This window comes from Bacillus sp. AFS015802 (assembly GCF_002561455.1).
GTDB lineage: Bacteria > Bacillota > Bacilli > Bacillales > Bacillaceae_B > Rossellomorea.
Genome location: NZ_NTUP01000063.1, coordinates 60832 through 83761, shown reverse-complemented (window position 1 = coordinate 83761; position 22930 = coordinate 60832). Strand labels below are relative to the sequence as shown.

General features: G+C 46.3%; 24 protein-coding genes. 18 read left to right on the top strand and 6 right to left on the bottom strand.

The annotated features are described in order from the left end of the window. Window positions 1–23: 23 nt before the first annotated feature. From CN378_RS16725 to CN378_RS16700, 6 genes are all read left to right on the top strand, one after another. Window positions 24–461 (top strand): BrxA/BrxB family bacilliredoxin, encoded by a 438-nt coding sequence (locus CN378_RS16725; protein WP_098353632.1) that lies wholly within the window; start codon window positions 24–26, stop codon window positions 459–461. 334 nt (window positions 462–795) lie between these two features. Continuing rightward, window positions 796–1572 carry a transporter substrate-binding domain-containing protein gene (locus tag CN378_RS16720; RefSeq protein ID WP_098353631.1) on the top strand — a complete coding sequence of 259 codons (777 nt, stop codon included), beginning with the start codon at window positions 796–798 and terminating at the stop codon, window positions 1570–1572. 77 nt (window positions 1573–1649) lie between these two features. Then, on the top strand, window positions 1650–2309 hold the full coding sequence (locus CN378_RS16715) for an amino acid ABC transporter permease (protein ID WP_098353630.1): 660 nt from the start codon (window positions 1650–1652) through the stop codon (window positions 2307–2309). Continuing rightward, window positions 2302–3018 carry an amino acid ABC transporter ATP-binding protein gene (locus tag CN378_RS16710; protein WP_098353629.1) on the top strand — a complete coding sequence of 239 codons (717 nt, stop codon included), beginning with the start codon at window positions 2302–2304 and terminating at the stop codon, window positions 3016–3018. Before CN378_RS16715 ends, CN378_RS16710 begins: the two co-directional genes overlap by 8 nt. 106 nt (window positions 3019–3124) lie before the next feature. Then, complete coding sequence (locus tag CN378_RS16705) at window positions 3125–4111, top strand: aromatic acid exporter family protein (protein ID WP_098353628.1); 987 nt, start codon at window positions 3125–3127, stop codon at window positions 4109–4111. Window positions 4112–4131: 20 nt separating this feature from the next. Next, entirely contained in the window at window positions 4132–4635 is a 504-nt protein-coding gene (locus CN378_RS16700; RefSeq protein WP_098353627.1) for a L,D-transpeptidase, read from the top strand. Window positions 4636–4685: 50 nt separating this feature from the next. Here the strand turns inward: CN378_RS16700 and prli42 are convergent, their stop codons facing one another. After that, complete coding sequence (gene prli42 / locus CN378_RS22700; RefSeq protein WP_179884952.1) at window positions 4686–4781, bottom strand: stressosome-associated protein Prli42; 96 nt, start codon at window positions 4779–4781, stop codon at window positions 4686–4688. A gap of 186 nt (window positions 4782–4967) precedes the next feature. Between prli42 and mce the strand changes: the two genes are divergently transcribed. The 8 genes from mce (at window position 4968) to CN378_RS16660 (ending at window position 13431) form a co-directional block, all read left to right on the top strand. Further along, window positions 4968–5381, top strand: a complete 414-nt coding sequence (gene mce / locus CN378_RS16695) for a methylmalonyl-CoA epimerase (RefSeq protein ID WP_098353626.1) — start codon at window positions 4968–4970, stop codon at window positions 5379–5381. Between the two features lie 5 nt (window positions 5382–5386). After that, complete coding sequence (locus CN378_RS16690; RefSeq protein WP_098353625.1) at window positions 5387–6934, top strand: acyl-CoA carboxylase subunit beta; 1548 nt, start codon at window positions 5387–5389, stop codon at window positions 6932–6934. Window positions 6935–7010: 76 nt separating this feature from the next. After that, complete coding sequence (locus CN378_RS16685) at window positions 7011–8135, top strand: tripeptidase T (RefSeq protein ID WP_098353624.1); 1125 nt, start codon at window positions 7011–7013, stop codon at window positions 8133–8135. Between the two features lie 169 nt (window positions 8136–8304). Beyond that, the gene (locus CN378_RS16680; protein WP_098353623.1) at window positions 8305–8775 is read left to right on the top strand and encodes a chemotaxis protein CheW; all 471 of its coding nucleotides are present in this window, start codon (window positions 8305–8307) and stop codon (window positions 8773–8775) included. A 21-nt stretch (window positions 8776–8796) separates the two neighbouring features. Beyond that, window positions 8797–10050, top strand: a complete 1254-nt coding sequence (locus CN378_RS16675; protein WP_098353622.1) for a DNA polymerase IV — start codon at window positions 8797–8799, stop codon at window positions 10048–10050. A 162-nt stretch (window positions 10051–10212) separates the two neighbouring features. Next, on the top strand, window positions 10213–11619 hold the full coding sequence (gene gndA, locus CN378_RS16670; protein ID WP_098353621.1) for an NADP-dependent phosphogluconate dehydrogenase: 1407 nt from the start codon (window positions 10213–10215) through the stop codon (window positions 11617–11619). Between the two features lie 137 nt (window positions 11620–11756). Next, window positions 11757–12254 (top strand): HIT family protein, encoded by a 498-nt coding sequence (locus CN378_RS16665; protein ID WP_098353620.1) that lies wholly within the window; start codon window positions 11757–11759, stop codon window positions 12252–12254. Between the two features lie 73 nt (window positions 12255–12327). Then, on the top strand, window positions 12328–13431 hold the full coding sequence (locus CN378_RS16660; protein ID WP_098353619.1) for an NADH:flavin oxidoreductase: 1104 nt from the start codon (window positions 12328–12330) through the stop codon (window positions 13429–13431). Between the two features lie 116 nt (window positions 13432–13547). Here CN378_RS16660 and CN378_RS16655 read toward each other — a convergent pair whose 3' ends face one another. Further along, the gene (locus CN378_RS16655) at window positions 13548–14168 is read right to left on the bottom strand and encodes a cyclase family protein (RefSeq protein ID WP_098353618.1); all 621 of its coding nucleotides are present in this window, start codon (window positions 14166–14168) and stop codon (window positions 13548–13550) included. A 16-nt stretch (window positions 14169–14184) separates the two neighbouring features. Then, window positions 14185–15693, bottom strand: coding sequence for a glucose-6-phosphate dehydrogenase (zwf, locus tag CN378_RS16650; protein WP_098353617.1), 1509 nt, complete (start codon window positions 15691–15693; stop codon window positions 14185–14187). 280 nt (window positions 15694–15973) lie between these two features. Here zwf and rnz point away from each other — a divergent pair, with 280 nt between their 5' ends. Genes rnz through CN378_RS16635 form a run of 3 tightly spaced genes read left to right on the top strand, consistent with a single transcriptional unit; the run spans window position 15974 to window position 18233 of the window. After that, the gene (gene rnz / locus CN378_RS16645) at window positions 15974–16900 is read left to right on the top strand and encodes a ribonuclease Z (protein WP_098353616.1); all 927 of its coding nucleotides are present in this window, start codon (window positions 15974–15976) and stop codon (window positions 16898–16900) included. 10 nt (window positions 16901–16910) lie between these two features. Beyond that, entirely contained in the window at window positions 16911–17450 is a 540-nt protein-coding gene (locus CN378_RS16640) for a histidine phosphatase family protein (protein WP_098353615.1), read from the top strand. A 27-nt stretch (window positions 17451–17477) separates the two neighbouring features. Beyond that, a complete protein-coding gene (locus CN378_RS16635; protein ID WP_098353655.1) occupies window positions 17478–18233 on the top strand; it encodes a GNAT family N-acetyltransferase in 756 nt (251 codons plus the stop codon). A gap of 60 nt (window positions 18234–18293) precedes the next feature. Here CN378_RS16635 and namA read toward each other — a convergent pair whose 3' ends face one another. The 3 genes from namA to proC form a co-directional block, all read right to left on the bottom strand. Beyond that, window positions 18294–19310 (bottom strand): NADPH dehydrogenase NamA, encoded by a 1017-nt coding sequence (gene namA, locus CN378_RS16630; protein WP_098353614.1) that lies wholly within the window; start codon window positions 19308–19310, stop codon window positions 18294–18296. A gap of 96 nt (window positions 19311–19406) precedes the next feature. Then, window positions 19407–20558, bottom strand: coding sequence for a glycosyltransferase family 2 protein (locus CN378_RS16625; RefSeq protein WP_098353613.1), 1152 nt, complete (start codon window positions 20556–20558; stop codon window positions 19407–19409). Window positions 20559–20634: 76 nt separating this feature from the next. Beyond that, complete coding sequence (gene proC, locus CN378_RS16620; RefSeq protein WP_179884951.1) at window positions 20635–21453, bottom strand: pyrroline-5-carboxylate reductase; 819 nt, start codon at window positions 21451–21453, stop codon at window positions 20635–20637. 503 nt (window positions 21454–21956) lie between these two features. Between proC and CN378_RS16615 the strand changes: the two genes are divergently transcribed. Next, window positions 21957–22916, top strand: coding sequence for an MBL fold metallo-hydrolase (locus CN378_RS16615; protein WP_098353654.1), 960 nt, complete (start codon window positions 21957–21959; stop codon window positions 22914–22916). Window positions 22917–22930 lie beyond the last annotated feature (14 nt).

The window sequence follows — 22930 nt, the reverse complement described above, 5'->3', positions numbered from 1 at the left end:
TACGATTAAAGGAGAGTTCAAGCATGGATATAGATTTCAATTTATTAATGAATGACGTTGTCCGTCAGGCGCGTCAAGAGATTGAGACGGCTGGATATACTCAATTGACAACAGAAGAAGAAGTGGATCAGGCTTTCGCAAAAGAAGGTACGACCCTCGTCATGATCAACTCGGTTTGTGGATGTGCTGGAGGCATCGCCCGTCCGGCAGCAGCTCATTCCATTCATTTCGATAAGCGACCGGACCAACTGGTTACGGTTTTTGCCGGTCAGGATAAAGAAGCCACTGCAAAAGCCCGCAGCTACTTCACAGGGTATCCGCCGTCCTCACCGTCATTCGCCCTATTGAAAGACGGCAAGCTGTTAACGATGGTCGAAAGACATGAAATTGAAGGACATGACCCAATGTCGGTTGTAAACAAACTTCAATCCTACTTCGATCAGTATTGTGAAGAAGTATAATAAGGTTCAAATAGCCCGTCAGGTTTCTCGCAGGTAATGTGAGAAGCTTGACGGGTTTTCTTATGTCTGTAAAATACCTTTTTTTTATCAAAATAAGCAATTCTCGTCAGCCCAGAACGTTCATCAATGTATATATTTTGAATAGTATCTATCCCAAATTATCTGTAAATCTTTTAAAAACCAAGGATACGAACATTAATTGTCAGAAAATATAAACATTTATTTATAATTATAAAAACTATTGCATAAAAATATATCTCTGCTACAATACGAATATAGTTATTAATATACATTATAAATTATATTTATACAAAATAACCAAGGAGGAACCACAATGAAAAAGCTATTATCTTTCGTATTATTATTGATCCTTTCTACTACTCTAGCAGCTTGCGGTGCAGAAGAGGAGAAGGCGGCTTCGGGAGACTCGAAGAAACTGATCATGGGGACGTCGGCAGATTATAAACCGTTTGAATATGTCGACACGGCCAACAGCGACAAAATCATTGGGTATGATATTGATCTTGCCAATATGCTCGCAGATGAAATGGGATACGAAATCGAAATCAAGGATATGGAATTCAGCGGTTTGATTTCAGCCCTGAAAACCGGCCAGGTGGACTTCGTGCTTTCTGCCATGACGCCGACGCCGGAACGACAGAAGAATGTTGACTTCAGTGATGTCTACTATACGGCTAAAGATATGATCATCTCGACTAAGAAAAGCGGCATTCAGAGTGAAAAGGACCTGGATGGGAAAACGGTGGGAGTTCAATTAGGCTCGATCCAACAGGATGCAGCAGAAGAACTTTCTAAATCTATGGAGCTGAAAGTCGATACACGCGACCGCATCCCTGAACTGATCCAGGATCTGCAAAATGGACGTTTTGACGCCATCATCATTGAAAACACCGTGGCGAACGGGTATCTGGACAAGAATGACGAGCTTCAGGGAAATACGATGAATGTGAATGAAGAGGATGCAGGGTCTGCTGTTGCCCTTCCTAAGGACAGTGAGCTGACAGCTGAATTCAATGAGGCGTTGAAGAAGCTTAAAGACAGTGGGGAATTGGATAAACTCGCTGAGAAATGGTTTGACGGAGAACAGTAGATCGATCAAGGGCTAACCTCTCATCCGGTTAGCCCTTCCCTTTTAAAAGCCACACCATCTATTTGGAGGAGATTGTTATGCCACTTGATTTTGAACAACTGATTCCCTCGATCCCTTTTATTCTGGAAGGATTGAAGGTCACTCTTAAAATTGTCGGGTTAGCAGGGGTGCTCGGGTTCCTATTCGGCATTCTTCTCGCCCTTTGTAAAATAAGTTCCATCAAACCATTGACGCTGCTGGCCGATCTCTATACATCGGTATTCAGGGGAACGCCCCTCGTCCTTCAGCTGATGATCATCTTTTACGGGTCTCCACAGCTTTTCGGTACACAGATTGAACCATATTCAGCAGCGATCCTTGCCTTTTCCCTTAATTCGGCTGCCTATATATCCGAAATCATCCGTGCCGGTATCAATGCGGTGGATAAAGGACAGAAGGAAGCGGCGATGGCCCTTGGAGTTCCGTATCGTTTGATGATGAAAGATGTGATCCTGCCACAGGCGATCAAAAATATCCTGCCTGCCCTCATGAACGAATTCATCACCCTAACCAAGGAATCCGCCATCGTCACCGTCATCGGTGCAGCGGATGTGATGAGGCGTTCATATATGGTCGGAAGTGATTTGTATTCCTTCTTTGAACCCCTTTTATTCGCCGGACTGATCTATTATGTGCTCGTTATGATTCTGACTTTACTAGGGAAAGTGTTGGAAAGGAGACTGCGTGGAAATGATTAAAGGAGAACAGATTACCAAATCGTTTGGAAAACTGCAGGTATTAAAAGGAATCGATTTCTCGGTTGAAAAAGGGGAAGTCGTCGCTTTGATCGGTCCATCGGGATCAGGGAAATCCACTCTATTGCGATGCCTGAATCACTTGGAAGAGCCGACGTCAGGATCGATTTACTTTGAAGGAGCCTATGTGAAGGGAAAAAACATACAGAAGGTAAGACAGGACGTCGGGATGGTGTTCCAGCATTTTCACCTCTTCCCACATATGACGGCCCTGGAAAATGTCACATACGCTCCAATGAAAGTGAAGGGTATGAATAAAGCAGAAGCCAAGGCATTAGGGACGGACCTCCTGACAAAAGTAGGTCTGAAAGAAAAGAGTGATGAATACCCGAACCGCTTATCGGGCGGGCAAAAGCAGCGTGTCGCCATTGCCAGGGCCCTTGCCATGGAACCGAAAGTCATGCTGTTCGATGAACCGACGTCGGCCCTCGATCCCGAGATGGTGAAAGAGGTCCTTGACGTCATGAAGTCACTCGCCCATTCTGGTATGACGATGATCATCGTGACCCATGAAATGGGTTTTGCGAGAGAAGTTGCAGACAGGATCCTTTTCATGGATGACGGAAGGATCATTGAAGAAGGAATGCCCAAAGCCTTTTTCTCAAACCCTCAAAGTCATAGAGGAAAAGAGTTCCTGGAAAAAATATTGTAATCAAGAGAGGGATTAACGAGAGGAGTCGTTAATCCTCTTTTTATGTTCAACGCCGTTTATGGTATTCTAAAGAAGCTAAAAAATGATGTAGTAAGGAGAAAGATGAATGTTTCGAATCGGGTATCGAACACTTAAGACGGGAATCGGCACAGCCGCTGCCATCAGCATTGCACAGTGGTTCCAGCTGGATAACTTTGTATCGGCCGGGATCTTGACGATACTGTGCATACAAAATACGAAGAAGAAATCGGTCAACGCTTCATGGAGCCGCTTCCTGGCATGTGTGATCGCAATGGTCTTTTCTGCCGCCTTTTTCGAGTTCCTCGCCTATCATCCGGCCATCATCGGTTTGCTGCTCCTGGTGTTCATTCCGATCACCGTTCGGCTCAATATTAAAGAAGGGATTGTCACGAGTTCCGTCATCATCCTTCATGTATACTCAGCGGGACATGTGACCCCGGGGCTTTTTGAAAATGAATTGGGGATCATCACGATCGGAATCGGGATCGCTCTTCTTATGAATCTGTATATGCCGAGCGTCGATAAACAAATGATCGAATACCAGGAGAAGATCGAAGCGAATTTTTATAAGATCTTCTGTGAAATGGTTAACTATTTAAAGACGAATGACAGTGAGTGGGACGGCAAGGAGATCATGGAAACGGAGCGATTGCTGAAAGAGGCGAAGACGATTGCCTTTAAAGATGTGGAAAACCACTTTTTAAGAGATGAGAACTTATACTATTTGTATTTTAAAATGAGGGAAAAACAGTTTGAAATCCTTCAGCGCATACTGCCGATTGCAACATCCATATCGCTAACGGTGGAGCAGGGCAATCGGATAGCTGAATTCCTGGAAGAGCTCAGTGATCACATCCATCCTGGAAACACGGCTTTGTTTTACTTGAAAAAATTGTACGATATGAAAGTGGAGTTCGAACAGATGGAGCTGCCGAAGACAAGGGAAGAGTTCGAAACCCGTGCCGCCCTCTATCAGTTTGTTCAGGAAATGGAACAGTACCTTCTCCTGAAAAGCTCGTTTAAAGGAATTAAAAAGGATGAAAGCAGCCAAAGAGAAGTAAACTACACCTAAAACATGAAACAGGTGATAGGATGCGATTACTTCTTGCTATTATTTTGTTTGCCTCTCCCATATGGCCCCTCGGGAGAAACCCGGTGCCGGGAGATCCGTTTATCATCGTGAATAAGGAAAACAATCAATTGGCCTATATAGACGATGGTAAGATACAGGGGACATTCCCCGTGGCAACGGGGAAAACAGCGATCTTAACCCCTGAAGGCCTGTTCAATGTAACGGTTAAAGCCAAAAACCCGTATTACCGTAAAAAGAACATTCCAGGAGGAGACCCGCGGAATCCACTCGGAACAAGGTGGATCGGCTTCGATGCAAAAGGGACGGATGGCAGGATCTACGGAATCCACGGGACGAACCGGCCATCGAGTATAGGGAGATACATCTCCAATGGATGCATCCGGATGCACAACAAAAATGTAGAATACTTATTCGATCAGGTGCCCATCGGGACCAAGGTTCTCATCGTGAAAACAAACAAAACCTTCAATCGGCTGGGAAAAGAATACGGGGCATTAAAATAAAAAGGATCTGCTGATCGACGGAGTCGAAAAGCAGATCCTTTTTATTTCTTTTATAGTAAAAACGTCAGTCCTGCCATGATCGTGGATGCAATCATCGCAAACAGCATGACAAATACAATTAATTTTTGTACTTTTTTATTGCCCATCGTATCGCTCCATCCTCCCACATACATGAGATCATTTTCACCTCTATTTTATCGCGAATGGTGAGAGAAGACAACCATTGGAATGAAAGAAAACGCTTTAATTATTCGGCCGAATAGGAGGAAATTCGACAGGATGTATGGAATACTATAGGGGTGGAGCATGTAAACAACAGGGGGATGATAGGGATGAAAAAGGTAGATCATATCGGGATAGCGGTATCATCAATAGACAATGTTCTTCCGTTTTACGAAGGTACTCTCGGTCTTACACTACTCAAGGTTGAGGAAGTGGGGAATCAAGGGGTGAAGGTAGCGTTCATGGATGGTGGAAACCTGAAGCTTGAGTTACTTGAACCACTACATAAAGAAAGCCCGATCGCGGCTTTTATCGAAAAAAAGGGAGAAGGGATTCACCATATAGCCTTTGGCGTTGAAGGGATCGAGGAGCGGATCAAGGAGCTTCAAGCCAAAGGGGTACGGATGATCAATGAAACACCAAAGCCGGGGGCCGGCGGGGCGTCTGTTGCATTCATGCATCCGAAGTCTGCACACGGCGTATTATATGAGCTGTGTGATAAATCCAACATCAAAGGGGAGTAATCATAATGGATATTTATGAAAAAATCAATGAATTATACGATCGCAGACGGGAAGTAGAGCTTGGAGGCGGGGATGAAAAGATAGATAAGCAGCATGAAAAGGGGAAATTGACGGCCAGGGAACGGATTGATCTATTGGTCGACCCGGGAAGTTTCGTTGAATTGAACCCATTTATCGAGCACCGCAGCTCGGACTTTGGACTGGACGGGGTAAAGGGACCCGGGGATGGTGTCGTGACGGGTTACGGAAAAGTAAGCGGCAAACCCATTTACTTATTCTCCCAGGATTTCACTGTGTTTGGCGGGGCATTGGGAGAAATGCACGCAAAGAAAATCTCCCATGTAATGGATCTTGCCGTTAAAAACGGTGCTCCGTTCATCGGCTTGAATGATTCAGGAGGGGCAAGGATCCAGGAGGGGGTCGTTTCCCTTGATGGCTATGGGCATATTTTCTACCGGAACGCCATTTATTCAGGGGTGATTCCGCAAATTTCAGTCATCATGGGCCCATGTGCAGGAGGAGCGGTCTATTCACCGGCCATCACGGATTTTGTATTTATGGTGGATGAAACGAGTCAAATGTTCATCACCGGCCCTAAAGTGATCGAAACCGTGACAGGTGAAAAAATCAGTTCCGAGGATCTTGGCGGGGCAAAGGTTCATAACTCCATCAGCGGGAATGCCCATTTCCGGGGGAAAACGGAGGAAGAGGTGTTACAAGAGGTTCGAAGGTTATTATCGTACCTTCCTCAAAACAATGAAGAAAAGCCCCCTCGCATGGAAGCGAATCAAGAAGATGATTACCGTTCCAACCTGACGGACCTGATTCCATTTGATGCCATCCGTCCTTACGACGTGCGTACCGTCATCAATGAAATCGTCGATGAAGGCAGTTTCATGGAGGTCCAAAAGGAATTTGCGAAGAATATCGTCGTAGGATTGGCCCGCATAAAGGGTGAAGTCGTCGGGCTTGTATGCAACCAGCCAAAATTCATGGCGGGAGGACTCGACATCGACTCTTCCGACAAAGCATCCCGGTTTATCCGCTTCTGTGATTCCTTCAATATCCCGCTGATCACTTTCGAGGATGTAACGGGATTCTTCCCTGGAATCAAGCAGGAACATGGAGGGATCATCCGTCATGGTGCGAAGATTCTCTATGCCTATTCCGAAGCGACGGTCCCGAAGATGACCGTGATCTTGAGAAAGGCTTATGGCGGGGCATACGTCGCCCTCAATAGTAAATCGATCGGGGCCGACCTGGTCTTTGCATGGCCAAATGCCGAAATCGCCGTTATGGGACCTCAAGGTGCCGCGAATATCATTTTTGCCAGGGAAATTGCAGGCAGTGATAATCCCGAAGAACTTCGCGAACAAAAAATCGAGGAGTATCGTGAAAAATTCGCAAATCCTTATGTCGCTGCGTCCCGCGGAATGGTGGATGACGTCATCGATCCACGTGAAACCCGCATCAAATTGATCCAGGGTCTGGAAATGATGAGAAACAAACGGGAAGAACGTCCGAAGAAAAAACATGGGAATATCCCATTGTAAAAGGTGTACCATTTGTTGAACCCGGCTATTCACGCTATACTATAGGAGTGAATACATATTTGTGGAGGTCTACTAAATGATTAATGAAGAGCGTTTATTAAATGAATTCCTGGAATTGGTCCAGATCGATTCTGAAACGAAAGAAGAAGCGGAAATCGCGAAAGTATTAACAAAAAAATTCTCTGATCTCGGCGTAGAGGTATTTGAAGACGACACGATGGGTGAAACGGGCCACGGCGCCGGCAACCTGATCTGTACATTGAAAGGAAATAAAGATGGGGTGGACACCATCTATTTCACTTCCCATATGGATACAGTGGTCCCTGCCAAAGGGGTAAAGCCTACTCTTAAAGAAGATGGCTACATTTATTCCGATGGGACAACCATACTCGGAGCCGATGACAAAGCGGGCCTTGCCACTATGCTTGAATCCGTGCGCGTCCTTAAAGAAAATAATATCTCTCACGGTGACATCCAGTTCATCATCACGGTAGGGGAAGAATCTGGTCTCGTTGGAGCAAAAGCCCTTGATTCCTCTCTTGTCAAAGCGAAATACGGTTTCGCCCTTGATAGTGACGGGAAAGTCGGCAACATCATCGTGGCTGCCCCTACTCAAGCGAAAGTGAAGGCGACGATCTACGGAAAAACGGCCCATGCCGGCGTCGCTCCTGAAAAAGGCGTCTCTGCCATCACGATTGCAGCGAAAGCCATCTCTAAAATGCCACTGGGCCGCATCGATGAAGAAACGACTGCGAACATCGGCCGCTTCGAAGGGGGTAAAGCAACGAATATCGTATGCGAACAAGCGGATATCCTTGCGGAAGCACGTTCACTTGTACCTGAAAAAATGGAAGCGCAGGTAGAAAAAATGAAAGCTGCTTTCACATCCGTTGCCGAAGAAATGGGCGGAAAAGCGGAAGTGGAAGTGCAAGTCATGTACCCTGGCTTCAAGTTCAAAGACGGGGACGAAGTAGTGGAAGTCGCAAAACGCGCGGCTAAGAAAATCGGCCGTCCAAGTGAGCTTCTTACAAGCGGAGGCGGAAGCGACGCCAACGTCATCGCAGGATTCGGAGTACCGACCGTGAATCTCGCAGTAGGATACGAAGAAATCCACACAAAGAGCGAAAGAATGCCTGTAGAAGAACTCAACAAGCTCTCTGAAATGGTAGTAGCCATCATCCAGGAAGTCGCTGGAGAATAGAAAAGCGGAGGGGCTTTGCCCAGAGGCGACAAGCATACTATATCCAAATGTCCACGCATGAAGGGATCCTTCGTGCGTGGACATTTTCTTCTTTCAAATCTGCACCTTATTCTAAATTATGGTACATTAGTAGTATACATATCAGAAGTTTGAGAGGGGATTTTATACCATGGCGAAAGTAGTTGTTTTCCATGCCGGAAAAGAAGAATATGCTCTGCCCATTGAAAATATCGTATCGATAGAAAAAGTGGAGGAAGTAAGACCGATTCCTCATTTGCCATCATTTGTCCTGGGTCTTGTGAAGGTTAGGGGAGAGCTGCTGCCAGTCCTGGATCTTTCAGATATCCTGTACAATACTTCTGTAGAGTCTGTCACGGGGATGTTTCTCCTTGTCGTCCGCACAGAAACGATGCACGTCGGGCTGGTCGTAAAGGAAGCGAAGGAAATTCTCGAAGTAGCCGATGAATCGTTCACGAATGTCGGATTGCTCGCCTACTCTAAAACAAATTATTTCTCCAGTATCATCAATCTTGAGGACGCGATGATCACGCAGATCGATCCCGATGTTTTAGTGGAGAGCCTGGATGGTATAAAAGAAATAAAGGATTACGTAAACGAACAAAAAGCTCATCAAAACTAGACAAAGAAAGCCGCGATTGTAATGAACTCACACTATCCAAAAAACGGACGAGTGATCCTTCATGTTGATATGAATAGTTTTTATGCCTCTGTAGAGATGGCCTATGATCCCCTGTTGCGGGGAAAACCGTTGGCCATTGCCGGGAACCCGGAAGAACGGCGGGGCATCATCGTGACATGCAGCTACGAAGCCAGAAGCTTCGGTGTGAAAACGACGATGCCTCTTTGGGAGGCAAAAAAACTGTGCCCGGACCTGATCATCATGACCCCTAACTTCGACCGCTACCGTGCAGCCTCCAAAGGAATATTCGATATCCTAAGACAGTATTCGGAATTAGTCGAACCCGTCTCCATCGATGAAGGATACGTGGATATTACGGATTCCTTCGAAAAAGGAACCCCTTTACAAATTGCCTCAGACATTCAGGCCCAGATCAAGGGGCAGCTGGATCTTCCCTGCAGTATCGGGGTCGCTCCCAATAAATTCCTGGCCAAAACCGCATCGGATATGAAGAAGCCAATGGGGGTCACGGTTCTTCGTAAACGGGATATTCCGGAGAAGCTCTGGCCACTTCCCGTCATCGACATGCACGGGATTGGTCAGAAGACCGCAGAGAAGCTGCATTCGATCGGCGTTCATACGTGCAGCGATCTTGCCCATGCCAATGATATCCAATTGAAGTCACTGCTCGGGATCAATGGCCTCCGTCTCAAAGAACGGGCCAATGGAATTGACAGGAGAAATGTGGATCCAGAGTCCATTTATGATTACAAGAGCGTGGGCAACTCCACCACGTTACCGAAGGACACAACGAATCAGCATGAGCTTTTAACCGTAGTAGAGAAACTCTGTGCAAAGGTATCGTCACGACTTCAACAGAAAGACGTACTGGGAACGACGATCCAGCTGATGATCCGCGATAAATCGCGGAAAACCATCACGAGAAGCAAAAAGGTGGAGAATCCGATCTACAAGAAAGAAGACTTATTCCACCATGCGAAAGACCTGCTGCTGAAGCACTGGGATGGCGATCCCGTAAGGCTCCTGGGGGTCACGGCCCAGGATGTGGTGGAGAGAAGTGAAGCGACGGAGCAGCTGGACTTATTTTCTTACAAGAAAGTCGCCGAAAAGGAACCTCTCTACAACGTGCTTTCAAAGCTTCAAGACAAGTTTGGGAAAGACTCCATCTCTCAAGGGGTCAAAGGCGCGAACAAGAAGAAATCCTATGACTCGAAACAGGACACAAGCTTTAACAAAGATTTTTTAAGGGAATGACCGGTGGGAAAAGGGACACCTTATAATAGATGACATACTTCCTCAAACGGATTATTTGCATCAAAACTCCATTCTTGTTAGATTGAAATAGACTCTGGTCATTCATTTGATGAAACAATGAAAGTGTTAAATCATGATTCTATAGATGAAAGGACGTTGACTATGCCTCAGGAAATTGGTGTTATCGGCTTAGCCGTAATGGGAAAAAATTTAGCGTGGAATATTGAGAGCAGAGGATACTCTGTTTCTGTCTACAATCGTTCCCGTGAAAAAACGGACGAAATGATGAGTGAATCAAAGGACAAGAATGTCGTTCCTACATATACGATTGAAGAATTTGTCAATTCGTTGGAAAAGCCCCGAAAGATTCTATTGATGGTGAAGGCGGGGAACCCGACGGATGCGACAATCGAACAGTTAAAGCCTTTTCTTGAAAAAGGGGATATCCTGATCGATGGAGGAAATACATTTTTCGAAGATACGCGTCGACGAAATCACGAATTAAGTGAACTTGGCATTCATTTTATCGGGACGGGCGTATCCGGCGGTGAAGAAGGTGCCCTTACAGGACCTTCCATCATGCCTGGCGGACAGAAGGAAGCATATGATCTGGTTGCCCCTATTCTGAAAGATATTGCAGCCAAGGTTGACGGAGATCCGTGTACCACTTATATCGGTCCGGATGGTGCCGGTCACTATGTCAAAATGGTGCACAATGGTATCGAGTATGGAGATATGCAGCTGATTGCAGAATCCTACTTCCTGATGAAGAATGTCCTGGGTTTAAGTGCCGAGGAATTGCATGAAGTATTCGCCGACTGGAATAAAGGAGAGCTTGACAGCTATCTGATCGAGATCACGGCAGACATCTTCATGAAGAAAGACGAAGAAACCGGAAAGCCGATGGTAGACGTCATCCTTGATAAAGCCGGTCAAAAAGGGACGGGTAAATGGACAAGCCAAAGTGCTCTGGATCTAGGTGTTTCCTTGCCGATCATCACGGAGTCCGTCTTCGCCCGTTTCATCTCTGCCATTAAAGATGAGCGTGTGAAAGCAAGCAAAATGCTAAAAGGTCCTGATACGAAACCGTTTGAAGGCGATAAACAGGCATTGGTCGAATCCATTCGTAAAGCCCTTTACATGAGTAAGATTTGTTCATATGCTCAAGGATTTGCCCAAATGCGGTCTGCCTCTGATGAATACAATTGGGATCTACAGTACGGGGATATTGCGATGATCTTCCGTGGAGGGTGTATCATCCGCGCCCAGTTCCTGCAAAAGATCAAAGAAGCATATGACCATGAATCCAATCTGACGAACCTTTTACTCGATCCTTACTTTAAAGAGATCGTTGAAAGCTATCAATACGCACTGCGTGAAGTCATCAGTGTCGCCGTCCAAAATGGCGTTCCGGTTCCCGGCTTCTCCGCAGCACTATCTTATTACGACAGCTACCGAACTGAAACGCTTCCTGCGAACCTGATCCAGGCTCAAAGGGATTACTTCGGTGCACACACATATGAGCGTGTGGATAAAGAAGGTATTTTCCATACGGAATGGATGAAATAATTAATACGAAGCCCCTTTCCTATGGTAGGAGAGGGGCTTTTTACTGGGGTTATGACGAATGATCTTTAGGTGATATTAAGTGTTTTTTAGAGTGTTATGATATAAGATTACTGAGATAACAAAAAAGTGGAGGGCCTATGAAACAAATCACATTATCAAACGGAAAAGTGGTAGAGGTCGATTGTTTAAGCTGCGCATTGACAAGCGGGTTAATCGAACCAGATGGTGGTGTTGTATATGAAACGGAATATTTCCATGCACATCAGGATGTAGCTTATCCCATCAGGGGGTTGATTATATTAGCTTCCAAACGTCACATTAAATCATTTGATGAGCTCAATGAAAATGAAAAAATAGATTACATAACGATATTATCTAGAATCAGACAGGCTCAGAGAGATGTGTTGGGCATTGAGTTTGTTTATTACTTTTACAATGAGGACACCACGCATCATTTTCATACGTGGATGGTCCCCCGTTACGAATGGATGTATGAATTCGGGCGTTCTGTGGAGTCTGTTCGCCCTGTACTGCTTCATGCCCGGAATGAGATGAACGTTGAAGAAAATATCAGGGAAGTCATGGAAGCGATCCAGGCACTTTCACAAGAATTACATAGAAGTGAGCCAATGTGAAACAGATTTCTTTGATTTTCCTTTCGCATTTGAAATAATGAAATAGCACACCAAGAATAGAGGAGGCATTTCAATGAGTCAAACGAATACATCGACAGAACCATTATTCAGACCTTTCAATAATGAGAAACTACAGTTGTCGAACCGCACGGTGATGGCGCCGATGACACGGGGCTTTTCGCCAAATGGAGTCCCGGGTGATGATGTGGCTGCCTACTATCGCCGCAGGGCTGAAAATGGGGTGGGACTGATCGTCACGGAGGGAACCGGAATCAATCACCCCTCTTCTGTTTCAGGAGCGAGCATCCCTCTGTTCCATGGGGAAGAATCACTGAATGGTTGGGCAAACGTCGTGAAGGAAGTCCACCAAGCAGGAGGAAAGATCGTTCCACAGCTTTGGCATGTGGGGATGACCCGTAAAAAGGGGGAGCTTCCCAATGAAGAAGCCTTTCCTGTTGGACCATCGGGACTAAGTCTTTCAGGTAAAGAAATCACGGAGCCTATGTCGGAAGAGGAAGTCGTCCAGATGGTGGAAGCGTATGCCCAAGCTGCTGCAGATGCGAAGCGCATAGGCTTCGACGGTATAGAACTGCACGGGGCTCATGGATATTTAATCGATCAGTTTTTCTGGGAGAATACAAACCGTCGTACTGACCGTTATGGAGGGGATCTGGTCGGCAGAACCCGGTTTGCCGTCGAGGTGATTGAGGCATGCCGGCGCGAAGTGGGACCTGATTTCCCTATCATTTTCCGTTTCTCACAATGGAAAATGAATGATTTTGGAGCAAAGCTTGCAAATACGCCAGACGAACTGGAGCGTTTTCTCGAGCCTCTGGTGAATGCAGGCGTAGATATTTTCCATTGCTCCACACGCCGCTTCTGGGAGCCGGAATTTGAAGGGTCGGATTTGAACCTGGCCGGCTGGACAAAGAAGCTGACAGGTAAACCGGTTATATCCGTGGGATCGGTTGGTCTGGACGGGGAGTTCACCAGCTTCTCGGGTGCGGGTACGACTAGCCTGGATGGTCTGATCGAGAGACTGGACCGTGGAGAATTCGACCTGGTCGCAATCGGCCGCTCACTGCTTCAGGACCCTGAATGGGTGAGGAAAGTGGAAGAAGGCAAGGCGGATGACCTGCTGCCGTTTGATAAGGAAGCGCTGAAAAAATTGTACTGATGGTATGACAGGTGCCTCTTTGAAGGAGGCACCTGTTTTTTTATATTAACAGAATGAAGTTTCCTCCATATAAAAAGACTCCCCGGCAATAAATCCGGAGAGTCCATATCTAACGTTTACCCGATCATTTCATCAAACAACAGCACGCGTGCCGGTGATGCATCGGTATTTTGTATTTTAAGTGGTGCCGCCACCATGAAGTACTGGCCGGATTCGATATCCTTCAACTGAAGGCCTTCCATGATGATGACGCCGCTTCCCATCAGGCTGCGGTGAGTCGGGTGACCTTCCTGCGCTCTTTCGATTCCAAGGGCATCGATCGCGACGCCTGCAATCTTTTTGTCTGCTAGATAAGCTGCAGCATCTTCCGCCACATAGATGAAGTCAAAGTTGAATTCCGTATCCCAGGAATTTTTCGTTTTGAAGAGGATGAAGTCATTCTCTTCAATGTCCAATCCTTCGATATCCTTCAGGCTGATTTTTTCATCGACTTCAGTTAAATCGAATACTTTTACAGGACGGACGAGCTTTTTGATATCGATCGTTTCGATCGTTTCCCCGTCGTTGATCATGTGAAGGGGAGCGTCGACATGCGTTCCCGTATGGACGTCCATGGAGAGTCTTGACTCCGTCACATGTCCGTTTGTATTCGTTTCAATACTCGGTTGTTTCTCCGCTTTGTTCTTGTAAACGGGCATCCCGTTAAAGATCGGGGCTGTTACGTCATAAATTTTCATTGGTTCCACACCTTTCTTAGCATTGGTCTACGTCAAGATTGGCAATCGGCCACCAGGAGAAGCCGTCTTTTGCCAGCAGATTGTCAGCGGCTTTCGGTCCCATCGAACCTGCTTCATAGTTCGGGAATTCTCCGTCACGTGTATGTTCCCATACTTCTGAGATTTTGTCGACGAATGCCCATGAAAGTTTCACTTCATCCCAATGAGTGAAATTCGTTGCATCTCCACGCAGACAATCGAATAGAAGTTTTTCATATGCTTCCGGTGTATTCATGCCATCTACGCTGGTATTGGCAAAGTTCAGTTTCACCGGAGTCGTTTCGATGTTCTGCCCGGATTTCTTCACGTTCAGATGAAGGGTGATCCCTTCTTCAGGCTGGATGTGAATGACCAACAGGTTAGGGGCGAGTGGCTTGTCCGGGTTGTAGTACAGATTCATCGGGATATCTTTGAACTGGATGACGATTTTCGTTGACTTTGTCTCCATTCTTTTTCCGGTACGGATATAGAATGGTACACCGGCCCAACGGAAGTTATCAATCATCAATTTACCGGCAACATAGGTTTCCGTATTGGACTGATCATCCACGTTTTCTGCTTCCCGGTAACCAGGAAGTTCTTCGTTTCCTGCTTTTCCAGGACCATATTGACCTCGAACGAAATAGTCCTTGACTTCATCCTGTTCAAATGGACGGAGGGATCGCAACACACGTACTTTTTCACTGCGGATCTCATCCGTCGTCAATTTGATCGGAGGCTCCATGGCAAGTAACGCGACCATCTGAAGCAGATGGTTTTGAACCATATCGCGAAGGGCACCGCTTTTTTCATAGTAGCGCCCTCGGTCTTCCACACCAAGCTCTTCGGATGAAGTGACCTGGATGTTCGAAATATAGCGATTGTTCCAGAGTGGTTCAAACATGGCGTTTGAGAAACGAATGACTTCGATATTCTGCACCATTTCTTTACCGAGGTAGTGATCGATACGGTAAATCTGATCCTCTGAGAAAGACTCGCGGATTTGGCTGTTCAGTTTCTCCGCTGAAGGAAGATCGTGACCGAACGGCTTTTCAATCACCAGTCGCTGGAAGCCATTTGTATCGGTTAGTCCTTGATTTTTCAACTGCTCTGTAATCGTCCCGAAGAATTCAGGCGCCATCGCTAAGTAAAATACGCGGTTGCCTTCCAATTCATATGTTTCATCCAGTTCATCGGATAAGTTCTTTAGTGCTTTGTATGAATCACTGTTTGAAACATCATTCGGCTGGTAATAGAAATGTGAGACGAACTCATCGATGTTTTCATTGCTGCCTAACGCTTTATGTACCGATGTCTTTACGTGTTCCTGAAATTCTTCGTTCGACCATTCACGTCGCGCTACCCCTACAACGGCAAAACGCTTGGAGATTTTCCCTTTACGGAACAAATGATAAAGAGACGGATAGAGTTTTCTTTTGGCTAAATCACCAGTCGCTCCAAAGATCGTAATCAGAGATGTTGGTGTAGTTGAATTATTCAATGTCATGACCTCACTTTATCTTGTTGTAACCCTTAATTATGCGTTTCTTCTTATTTAATATCCTCTACAATTACTTAATTTTAAAGACTTCCGATTCATTTAGCAAATTATATGCTGAGGACTTTTTCTTCGTATATGCATGAAAACGTTTTATCTTTTTGACAAACATCTTCGTCATTATGTTGGCTTTAATTTTCATTCTTATGACTGATTTTCCGGGAAAGGGTAAAATTTGGGCGATTATGCTAAAATGGAAACAGAAAAGCTCATCTGAGGAGTGAATACAGTGGAATTGTTATTTTTAGGTACGGGTGCCGGGGTTCCTGCGAAACTTCGCAACGTGACCAGTATCGCCCTGAAATTATTGGAGGAACGCGGTGCGGTCTGGTTGTTTGATTGCGGTGAAGCGACACAGCACCAAATTTTACATACAAGCTTAAAACCAAGAAGGATCGAAAAGATCTTCATTACCCACCTTCACGGTGATCATATTTACGGGCTGCCGGGGTTACTCGGGAGCCGTTCCTTCCAAGGGGGGGAATCACAGCTGACGGTGTATGGTCCAAAGGGGATCAAAGAGTATATCGACGTCTCCCTTTCAGTCAGCAGGACCCACCTTCAATATCCCCTTGAAGTGGTGGAAATCGGGGAAGGGGTCACCTTTGAAGACGAAGGGTTCATGGTTGAAGCCCTCGAGCTTGATCACGCGCTGACTACCTTCGGATACCGTGTGGTCGAAAAAGATAAGCCCGGTGTCCTTCAGGTGGATCGATTACGGGAAGTCGGGGTGCAGCCGGGTCCCCTTTATAAACGATTAAAAGCGGGTGAAACAGTTCGGCTCGAAGATGGCAGGGAAATTAATGGTAAGGATTTTCTCGGACCTTCCATTTCAGGACGGATTGTCACGATTTTAGGAGACACGAGGATTTGTTCCAATGCGGTGGAGCTTTCTAAGTCTGCAGATGTCCTGATCCATGAAGCCACCTTCAACCGGGATCAAGAGGAAATGGCCCGGGAGTATTATCACTCCACGACGGAACAGGCAGGGGAAACGGCCCTTCAAGCCGGGGCAAAGCGACTCTTCCTGACCCATATTTCTTCCAGGTACACGAAGGAATCCTGGGAAGAACTGGAGAAGGAAGCGAGAGGCGTATTCCCGGAAACCTATATGGCAAAAGATTTCATGGAATACGATATACCTTTGAAGAAATAGGGGGAGAGCAATGAAGAGGATTTATATCGTACGTCATGCGAAAGCGGAAGGACAGCCGTTTCACGCTCCTTTAACGGAAGACGGGGAACGTCAGGCTGTACAATTAGCGGCCTTTTTAGAAAACCGATCGATACAAGCGATTTATTCAAGTCCGTTTGTAAGGGCGCTGGATACCATCAAGCCCTTTGCCGATCGTTCGGGACTCACGATCCAGGAGGACGGGAGACTCGGAGAAAGGGTGCTGAGCGATCAGGATCTTCCGGACTGGATGGAAAAGTTAAAGATGAGCTTCGAGGACTTCTCTTTGTCACTGCCTGGCGGTGAGTCGAATCAAATGGCGATGGAACGGGCAAGGGCCTTCGTCGAAGAAGTGGTGAAAAGTGAAGAGGATCACATTGTTTGTGTGAGTCACGGTAATTTAACGACACTGCTTTTGAGGTTGTTTGACGAGAAGTATGGCTATGAAGAGTTGTTTGCTCTTTCAAATCCGGATGTGTTTGTGGTGGAATTGGAAGGGGAAGAAGCATCCGTTCAACGGATATGGGAGTAAGACCAGATGGGGAAAAGGGGAGTACGAATGAAAAAAATCACATTTGATCATATATATAATCCGGGACATGTCGTAGCGGAGAATGCCCTCTATAAACATATTCATTTTCCGGAAATGCTGACAAGGTATGATAGTAACTTTCTTGCATTCAAGAGACAGCCTACTGTTGAGGAATTTAAAGACGCTGCCGTTTTTTTGCGGAAGTTCCATCAATCGAAAGGGCAGAAGCATGTAAAGTTTCTTTTTCCACAGGATCACAAACCTTCAGAAGAACTACTGAATTATTTTAAACAAGAAGGATATGAGATTGGTTTTAATGAACTGTATGTCATTGAACCGGATCAGTTCCCAGTGCCTTTAGACAATCCCGATATTGAGGTAAGGGAAGTGACGGAGGATGAGCTCGATGCGTATCTTGCCTTCCAATACGAGCAGGATATGGACTATGGTCCGGATTTTGCCGACCAAAAGGTGGATATGCATAAACGGAATTTCGAAAGCCCTCGTTTGTTACAGCTCCTGGCTTTCTATAAGGGAACCCCAGCAGGGTCGGTGGATGTGATCATCGATGAGGATTCGGCCGAAATCGACGGATTGATGGTTCACGAAACCTTTCAAAAGAAAGGGATTGGCAGCAGGCTTCAACAGTTTGTCATGGAACGGTTCCCTGACAGAAAGGTCATTCTGGTTGCCGATGGGGAAGATACGCCGAGAGTGATGTATCAGAAACAGAATTACACTTATTCTGGGTTTCGGTATGAAGTTCAGAAGGTGTATGAGTGAATAAAAAAAGAGTGTGGAACCTGAAATTTAGTTTCCACACTCTTTTTTGTGTCTTTTTTGTTACCAGCCGCGCTCATACTGCTTGGGCGATTCGATCTCAACACCGAGCTCACGGGCAGCGGTTCTTGGCCAGTACGGATCCCGCAGCAATTCACGTGCAAGGAGTACCAGGTCCGCCCGTTCGTTTTGCAGGATCTCTTCCGCCTGGATGCCTGTTGTGATCAGGCCGACCGCTCCAGTGTCGATGCCTGCACCGTTTTTAATGGCCTCGGCGAGCTTTACCTGATAGCCGGGGAATACGGGGATGCGTGCAGGTACAAGGGCGCCGGAACTTACATCGATCAAATCGACGCCTTGTTCTTTCATCCATTGTGCAAATACGACATAGTCTTCAACATCCAGGCCATCGTCGTGATAATCCTTGGCAGAAACCCGCACAAGGAGTGGTCCGTCCCATACCTGTTTAGTCCCATCGATGATTTCACGAAGGAAACGGTAGCGGTTTTCTGCTGAACCACCATATTCGTCTGTCCGTTTGTTGGATAGAGGAGAGAGGAACTCGTTGATGAGATACCCATGGGCCCCGTGGAGCTCGATCACATCGAAGCCTGCTTTCTTCGCTCTTTCGGCTCCTTTGATGAAGGCGGTGATCGTTTCTTTAATATCACCTGCTGTCATTTCAACTGGCGTTTTCATCTCATCATTAAATGGAATCGCAGATGGAGCAAGGATGTCACCTTCAAGGACGGCTTTTCTCCCTGCGTGGGCAAGCTGAATCCCTGTTTTTGCCCCTTGTTCCTTCATCAAGTCCACTAATTCTTTTAACCCTTCAATATGTTCATCATCCCAAATCCCCAGGTCCTGAGGGGAAATTCTTCCCTGGGGGGTGACGGCCGTCGCTTCTTGGATGATGAGTCCGACCCCGCCGACAGCACGGCTTGTGTAGTGGATGCGATGCCAGTTTTCGACTTTCCCATCTTCGTGATTGGAGGAGTACATGCACATGGGTGCCATGACGATCCTGTTCTTCAGTTCAACATTTTTAAGCGTATATGGTTCAAACAGCTTTGCTTTCATTTCCGATCACCTTCCATGACAAAATTATTTCGGGTTTCTAAACAGTTATACACATCGATTATAACAACAACGTTTTTGAGGGAAAAGAAAAGTGCTTTATTTTCTCTTTTGCTTCAGCTCCCTCAATGGATAAACGGTCCCGCGCCACTCGATCCCGCCCCGTTTAAAAGTCAAAAACGTCGCCCGTCCTATCGAATAGATGAATAACATCGCGGTCACCGGCAGGGAGAGAAGGAGGAGGGGAGACTCATTCGTCATCCTCTTTATGACTCTCAAATAGGTGATGAAGATCAAAACGATGATGGTCATGCTCACGGTCACAATCAGCGGGTCCCACAAAAAAATCGTAAGGAAGGGAAGTACCGTGGAAGAGAACACGCCCGTCATGGCAAACAAAACAAGCAGGATGGAGTAATTGAGCCCGGCAAACGTATTTTTCTCCAAGCCGGTAAAGGCTTCCTTCAATGAGTGATACCACTCCACCTCCAGCGAATGCAGGGCAGTGAGGAATGCCTGGCTTTTCCCGCACTTTTTGATGTACATGCCAAGCTGCAGATCATCGTCGGGCATGTGCTTGATCAATTCATGTGTACCGATTTCTTCATAAGCAGACCGGGTGATCAGATTGAAGGCGCCAATCCCCATCCCTGTCCCGGAGGAAGGGTCATTCGCTTTCCACGGCCGTTTATAAAAAGAGAAACCGAATAAGAAGAACGCAACAAAGCTCTTTAACCAGAACGTCCGTGATTTGATGCCGGGAGCAAGAGTGAGATGATCCAGGCTCCTGTGTTGTAAGAAAGATACAGCTCTGGATAGGATGGAAGGGTCTGTAAACAGGACATCTGCATCGGTAAACAGGATGAGCGAGCCTTCTGAGATACGGTATCCTTGATATAAGGCATGATTTTTTCCGAGCCATCCTTTTCCCAGTGTATCGATATGGAGGACGCGGATTCGCTTGTCCAGTTCCGCCAGTGCTTCAAGTTTTTCCGGTGTGCTGTCCGTTGAGCGGTCATTGACGAGAATCCATTCAATCCGCCCATAATCCTGCTTAAGTCCGGAGCGAATGCTGGCTGTGATCGTTTCTTCTTCATTCCTCGCAGGAACAATAATGGAGAGAAGCGGGCCGCTGCCCTTGGCCGGTACTCCTTCTATGGAAGAAAGCTTACCCAGCCCCTTCCACACATCAATGGTAAGAACGATCCAGATGACAAGGACAACAGAAAGTAAAATGAGTAGTAGATTCATTTGTGTCGACCTTCTTTTTTGATCTGATTGTATCAGTGAACTTGGATATAGGCGAACCCTGGTGGGCTATCTGGGTTTATTTTTTCAAAGATTGCTTCTGTAATTCACTTCCCAGCTCCTGTGAGCGGTTCTTTGCTGAAGAAATACATTGGAAAAATGCATCTCTCACTTGATATTCTTCCAAGGCAGCAATTCCCGCTTCGGTCGTTCCACCTGCACTGGTTACGTTTCTTCTTAGTTCCTGCGCGTCCAATCCTGACTCTCTAAGCATGGCGCTTGCCCCAGCGATCGTTTGAGTGACAAGGCTTTCAGCTAGGTTCTCTTCCAGGCCCAATTCTACGGCAGCATCTTTGAGTAATTCGGCGACATAATAGATATAAGCCGGCCCGCTCCCGGATAGGGCCGTGATCAGGTCCAGCTTCTCTTCCTCGATTTCCGCTGCTGTACCGACGGATTGAAAGAGAGTTTTCGTCCATTCCTTCTGGGAGTTTGAGAGGTGTCGGTTAAATGACACGGCTGTTGCTGATTTTCCCATGGCGGCACTGGTATTCGGCATGGCCCTTGCTACGGCTCCGTTAAAGGAGAGCTTGTCGCTTATATGTTCCATGGTGATTCCGGCCAGTACAGAAATGACCAGCGTATTTTCAGAAAGGAAGGCTCTGATCGACTTTGCCGCTTCTTGAAAGTCCTTTGGTTTCATGGCGAGGATGATCACATCATAGACTGCGTCCCTTTCTCCTTTTCGGACACAGAATTCGTGCGTGATTTCCTCTAAACGCTCCCGGTTGGCACGATTGGTCACATATACTTCTTCCTTATCCAATACCCCTGCCTTCAAAGCGCCACTCATCAAAGCATGGGCCATCGATCCCGCTCCAACAAACAATGTCTTCACCTGCTCATTCCTCCTCCTGTTTTGAAAAAAAACAGACCCTCTCATCCATAAAGGACGAAAGGGTCTCTCTTCCGTGGTACCACCTTGTTTTGTCCATTTCCAATAAAGGAGATGAACACACTCGAATTCCGTTAACGCCGGTAAACGTTCTGTTTTAAGACGCTCAAAAGGCAGGTTCATGAATAGAGAGGACGACGGTGCCTTTCAGCCGGTGGGCCCCGATCTCTGACATCATCTATTCACTACTGGTCTTTGTCATCGCTTTTTCCTGTATCAGTAACTGTTGATTAAATACAAATCTATATTATAGGTGATTATCATAGAAAGACAGCTCTTCTGTCAAGTGTTTATTTCAGTATATTCAATCATTTTAAAAATGACATCATGACGGAAAAAATGTACACTAGGTAATGAAGGGTCATTCATTTTTCTGGAAATGACTGACATAATGGGTAGTGTACTATGTGCTTACCTTTTTTTATTATGAAGAATGTGGTGAAAATATGACAACCTTAGTGAATGATATTGCAAAAATCACACTCTCCACCCCATTTGCCGTAGGAGATGTGAATGTTTATTTAGTGAAAGGGGATGCACTGACACTGGTCGATGCAGGTCCTCTTACCGATACGGCATGGGTGCAGCTGACTGAACAATTATCCATATTGGGTTACACACCGGGGGATATCGAACAAATCGTCCTGACCCATCATCATCCCGATCATGCAGGATTGCTTGATCGTTTTCCATCTGCGGTTACCGTGTATGGTCACCGATATAACCGCTTCTGGCTCCACCGCGACGCCCGTTTTCATGAAGTATACGATCGTTTCTTCATGCAGCTGGCCATGGAATCAGGACTGCCTGAAGTGTATCGAACGGCGGTGCCTAAATTCAAGAGTCCGTTGAAATTCATGGGGGACCGGAAGCTGGATGTAGAGATAGGTGAAGGGGATTCCGTACCCGGAATGGAAGGGTGGTCCATCATCGAAACGCTTGGCCATGCCCAGAGTCACCTGTCCTTTTACCGGGAACGTGATGGGGTTCTGATAGCCGGGGACCATATACTCGCAACGATTTCTCCCAATCCCCTCATCGAACCGCCTTTTGAAGGGGAGACCGGGCGTCCGAAGCCAATGCTTGAGTACAATGCTTCTTTGAAGAAGCTTCTGGATTATCCGATTTCCATTGCCTACACAGGGCATGGGGCCGATGTGACGGATGTCCATGGATTAATTCCGAAGAGATTAAGGAAACAGGATGAAAGAGCGAAAGGTGTCCTCGAAATGATCAAAGGAAACCGCGTGACCGTATTTGAGATATGTAAGGCGTTATTTCCTTCTGTGTATCAAAAGGAGCTGGGTCTGACCTTATCTGAAACCATCGGGCAACTGGATTACCTGGAATCGCTTCAATTCATCCGTAAAGAAAAGCTTGATGGGATCTATTATTATTTTGCTTAGAAAGATGTGACGAT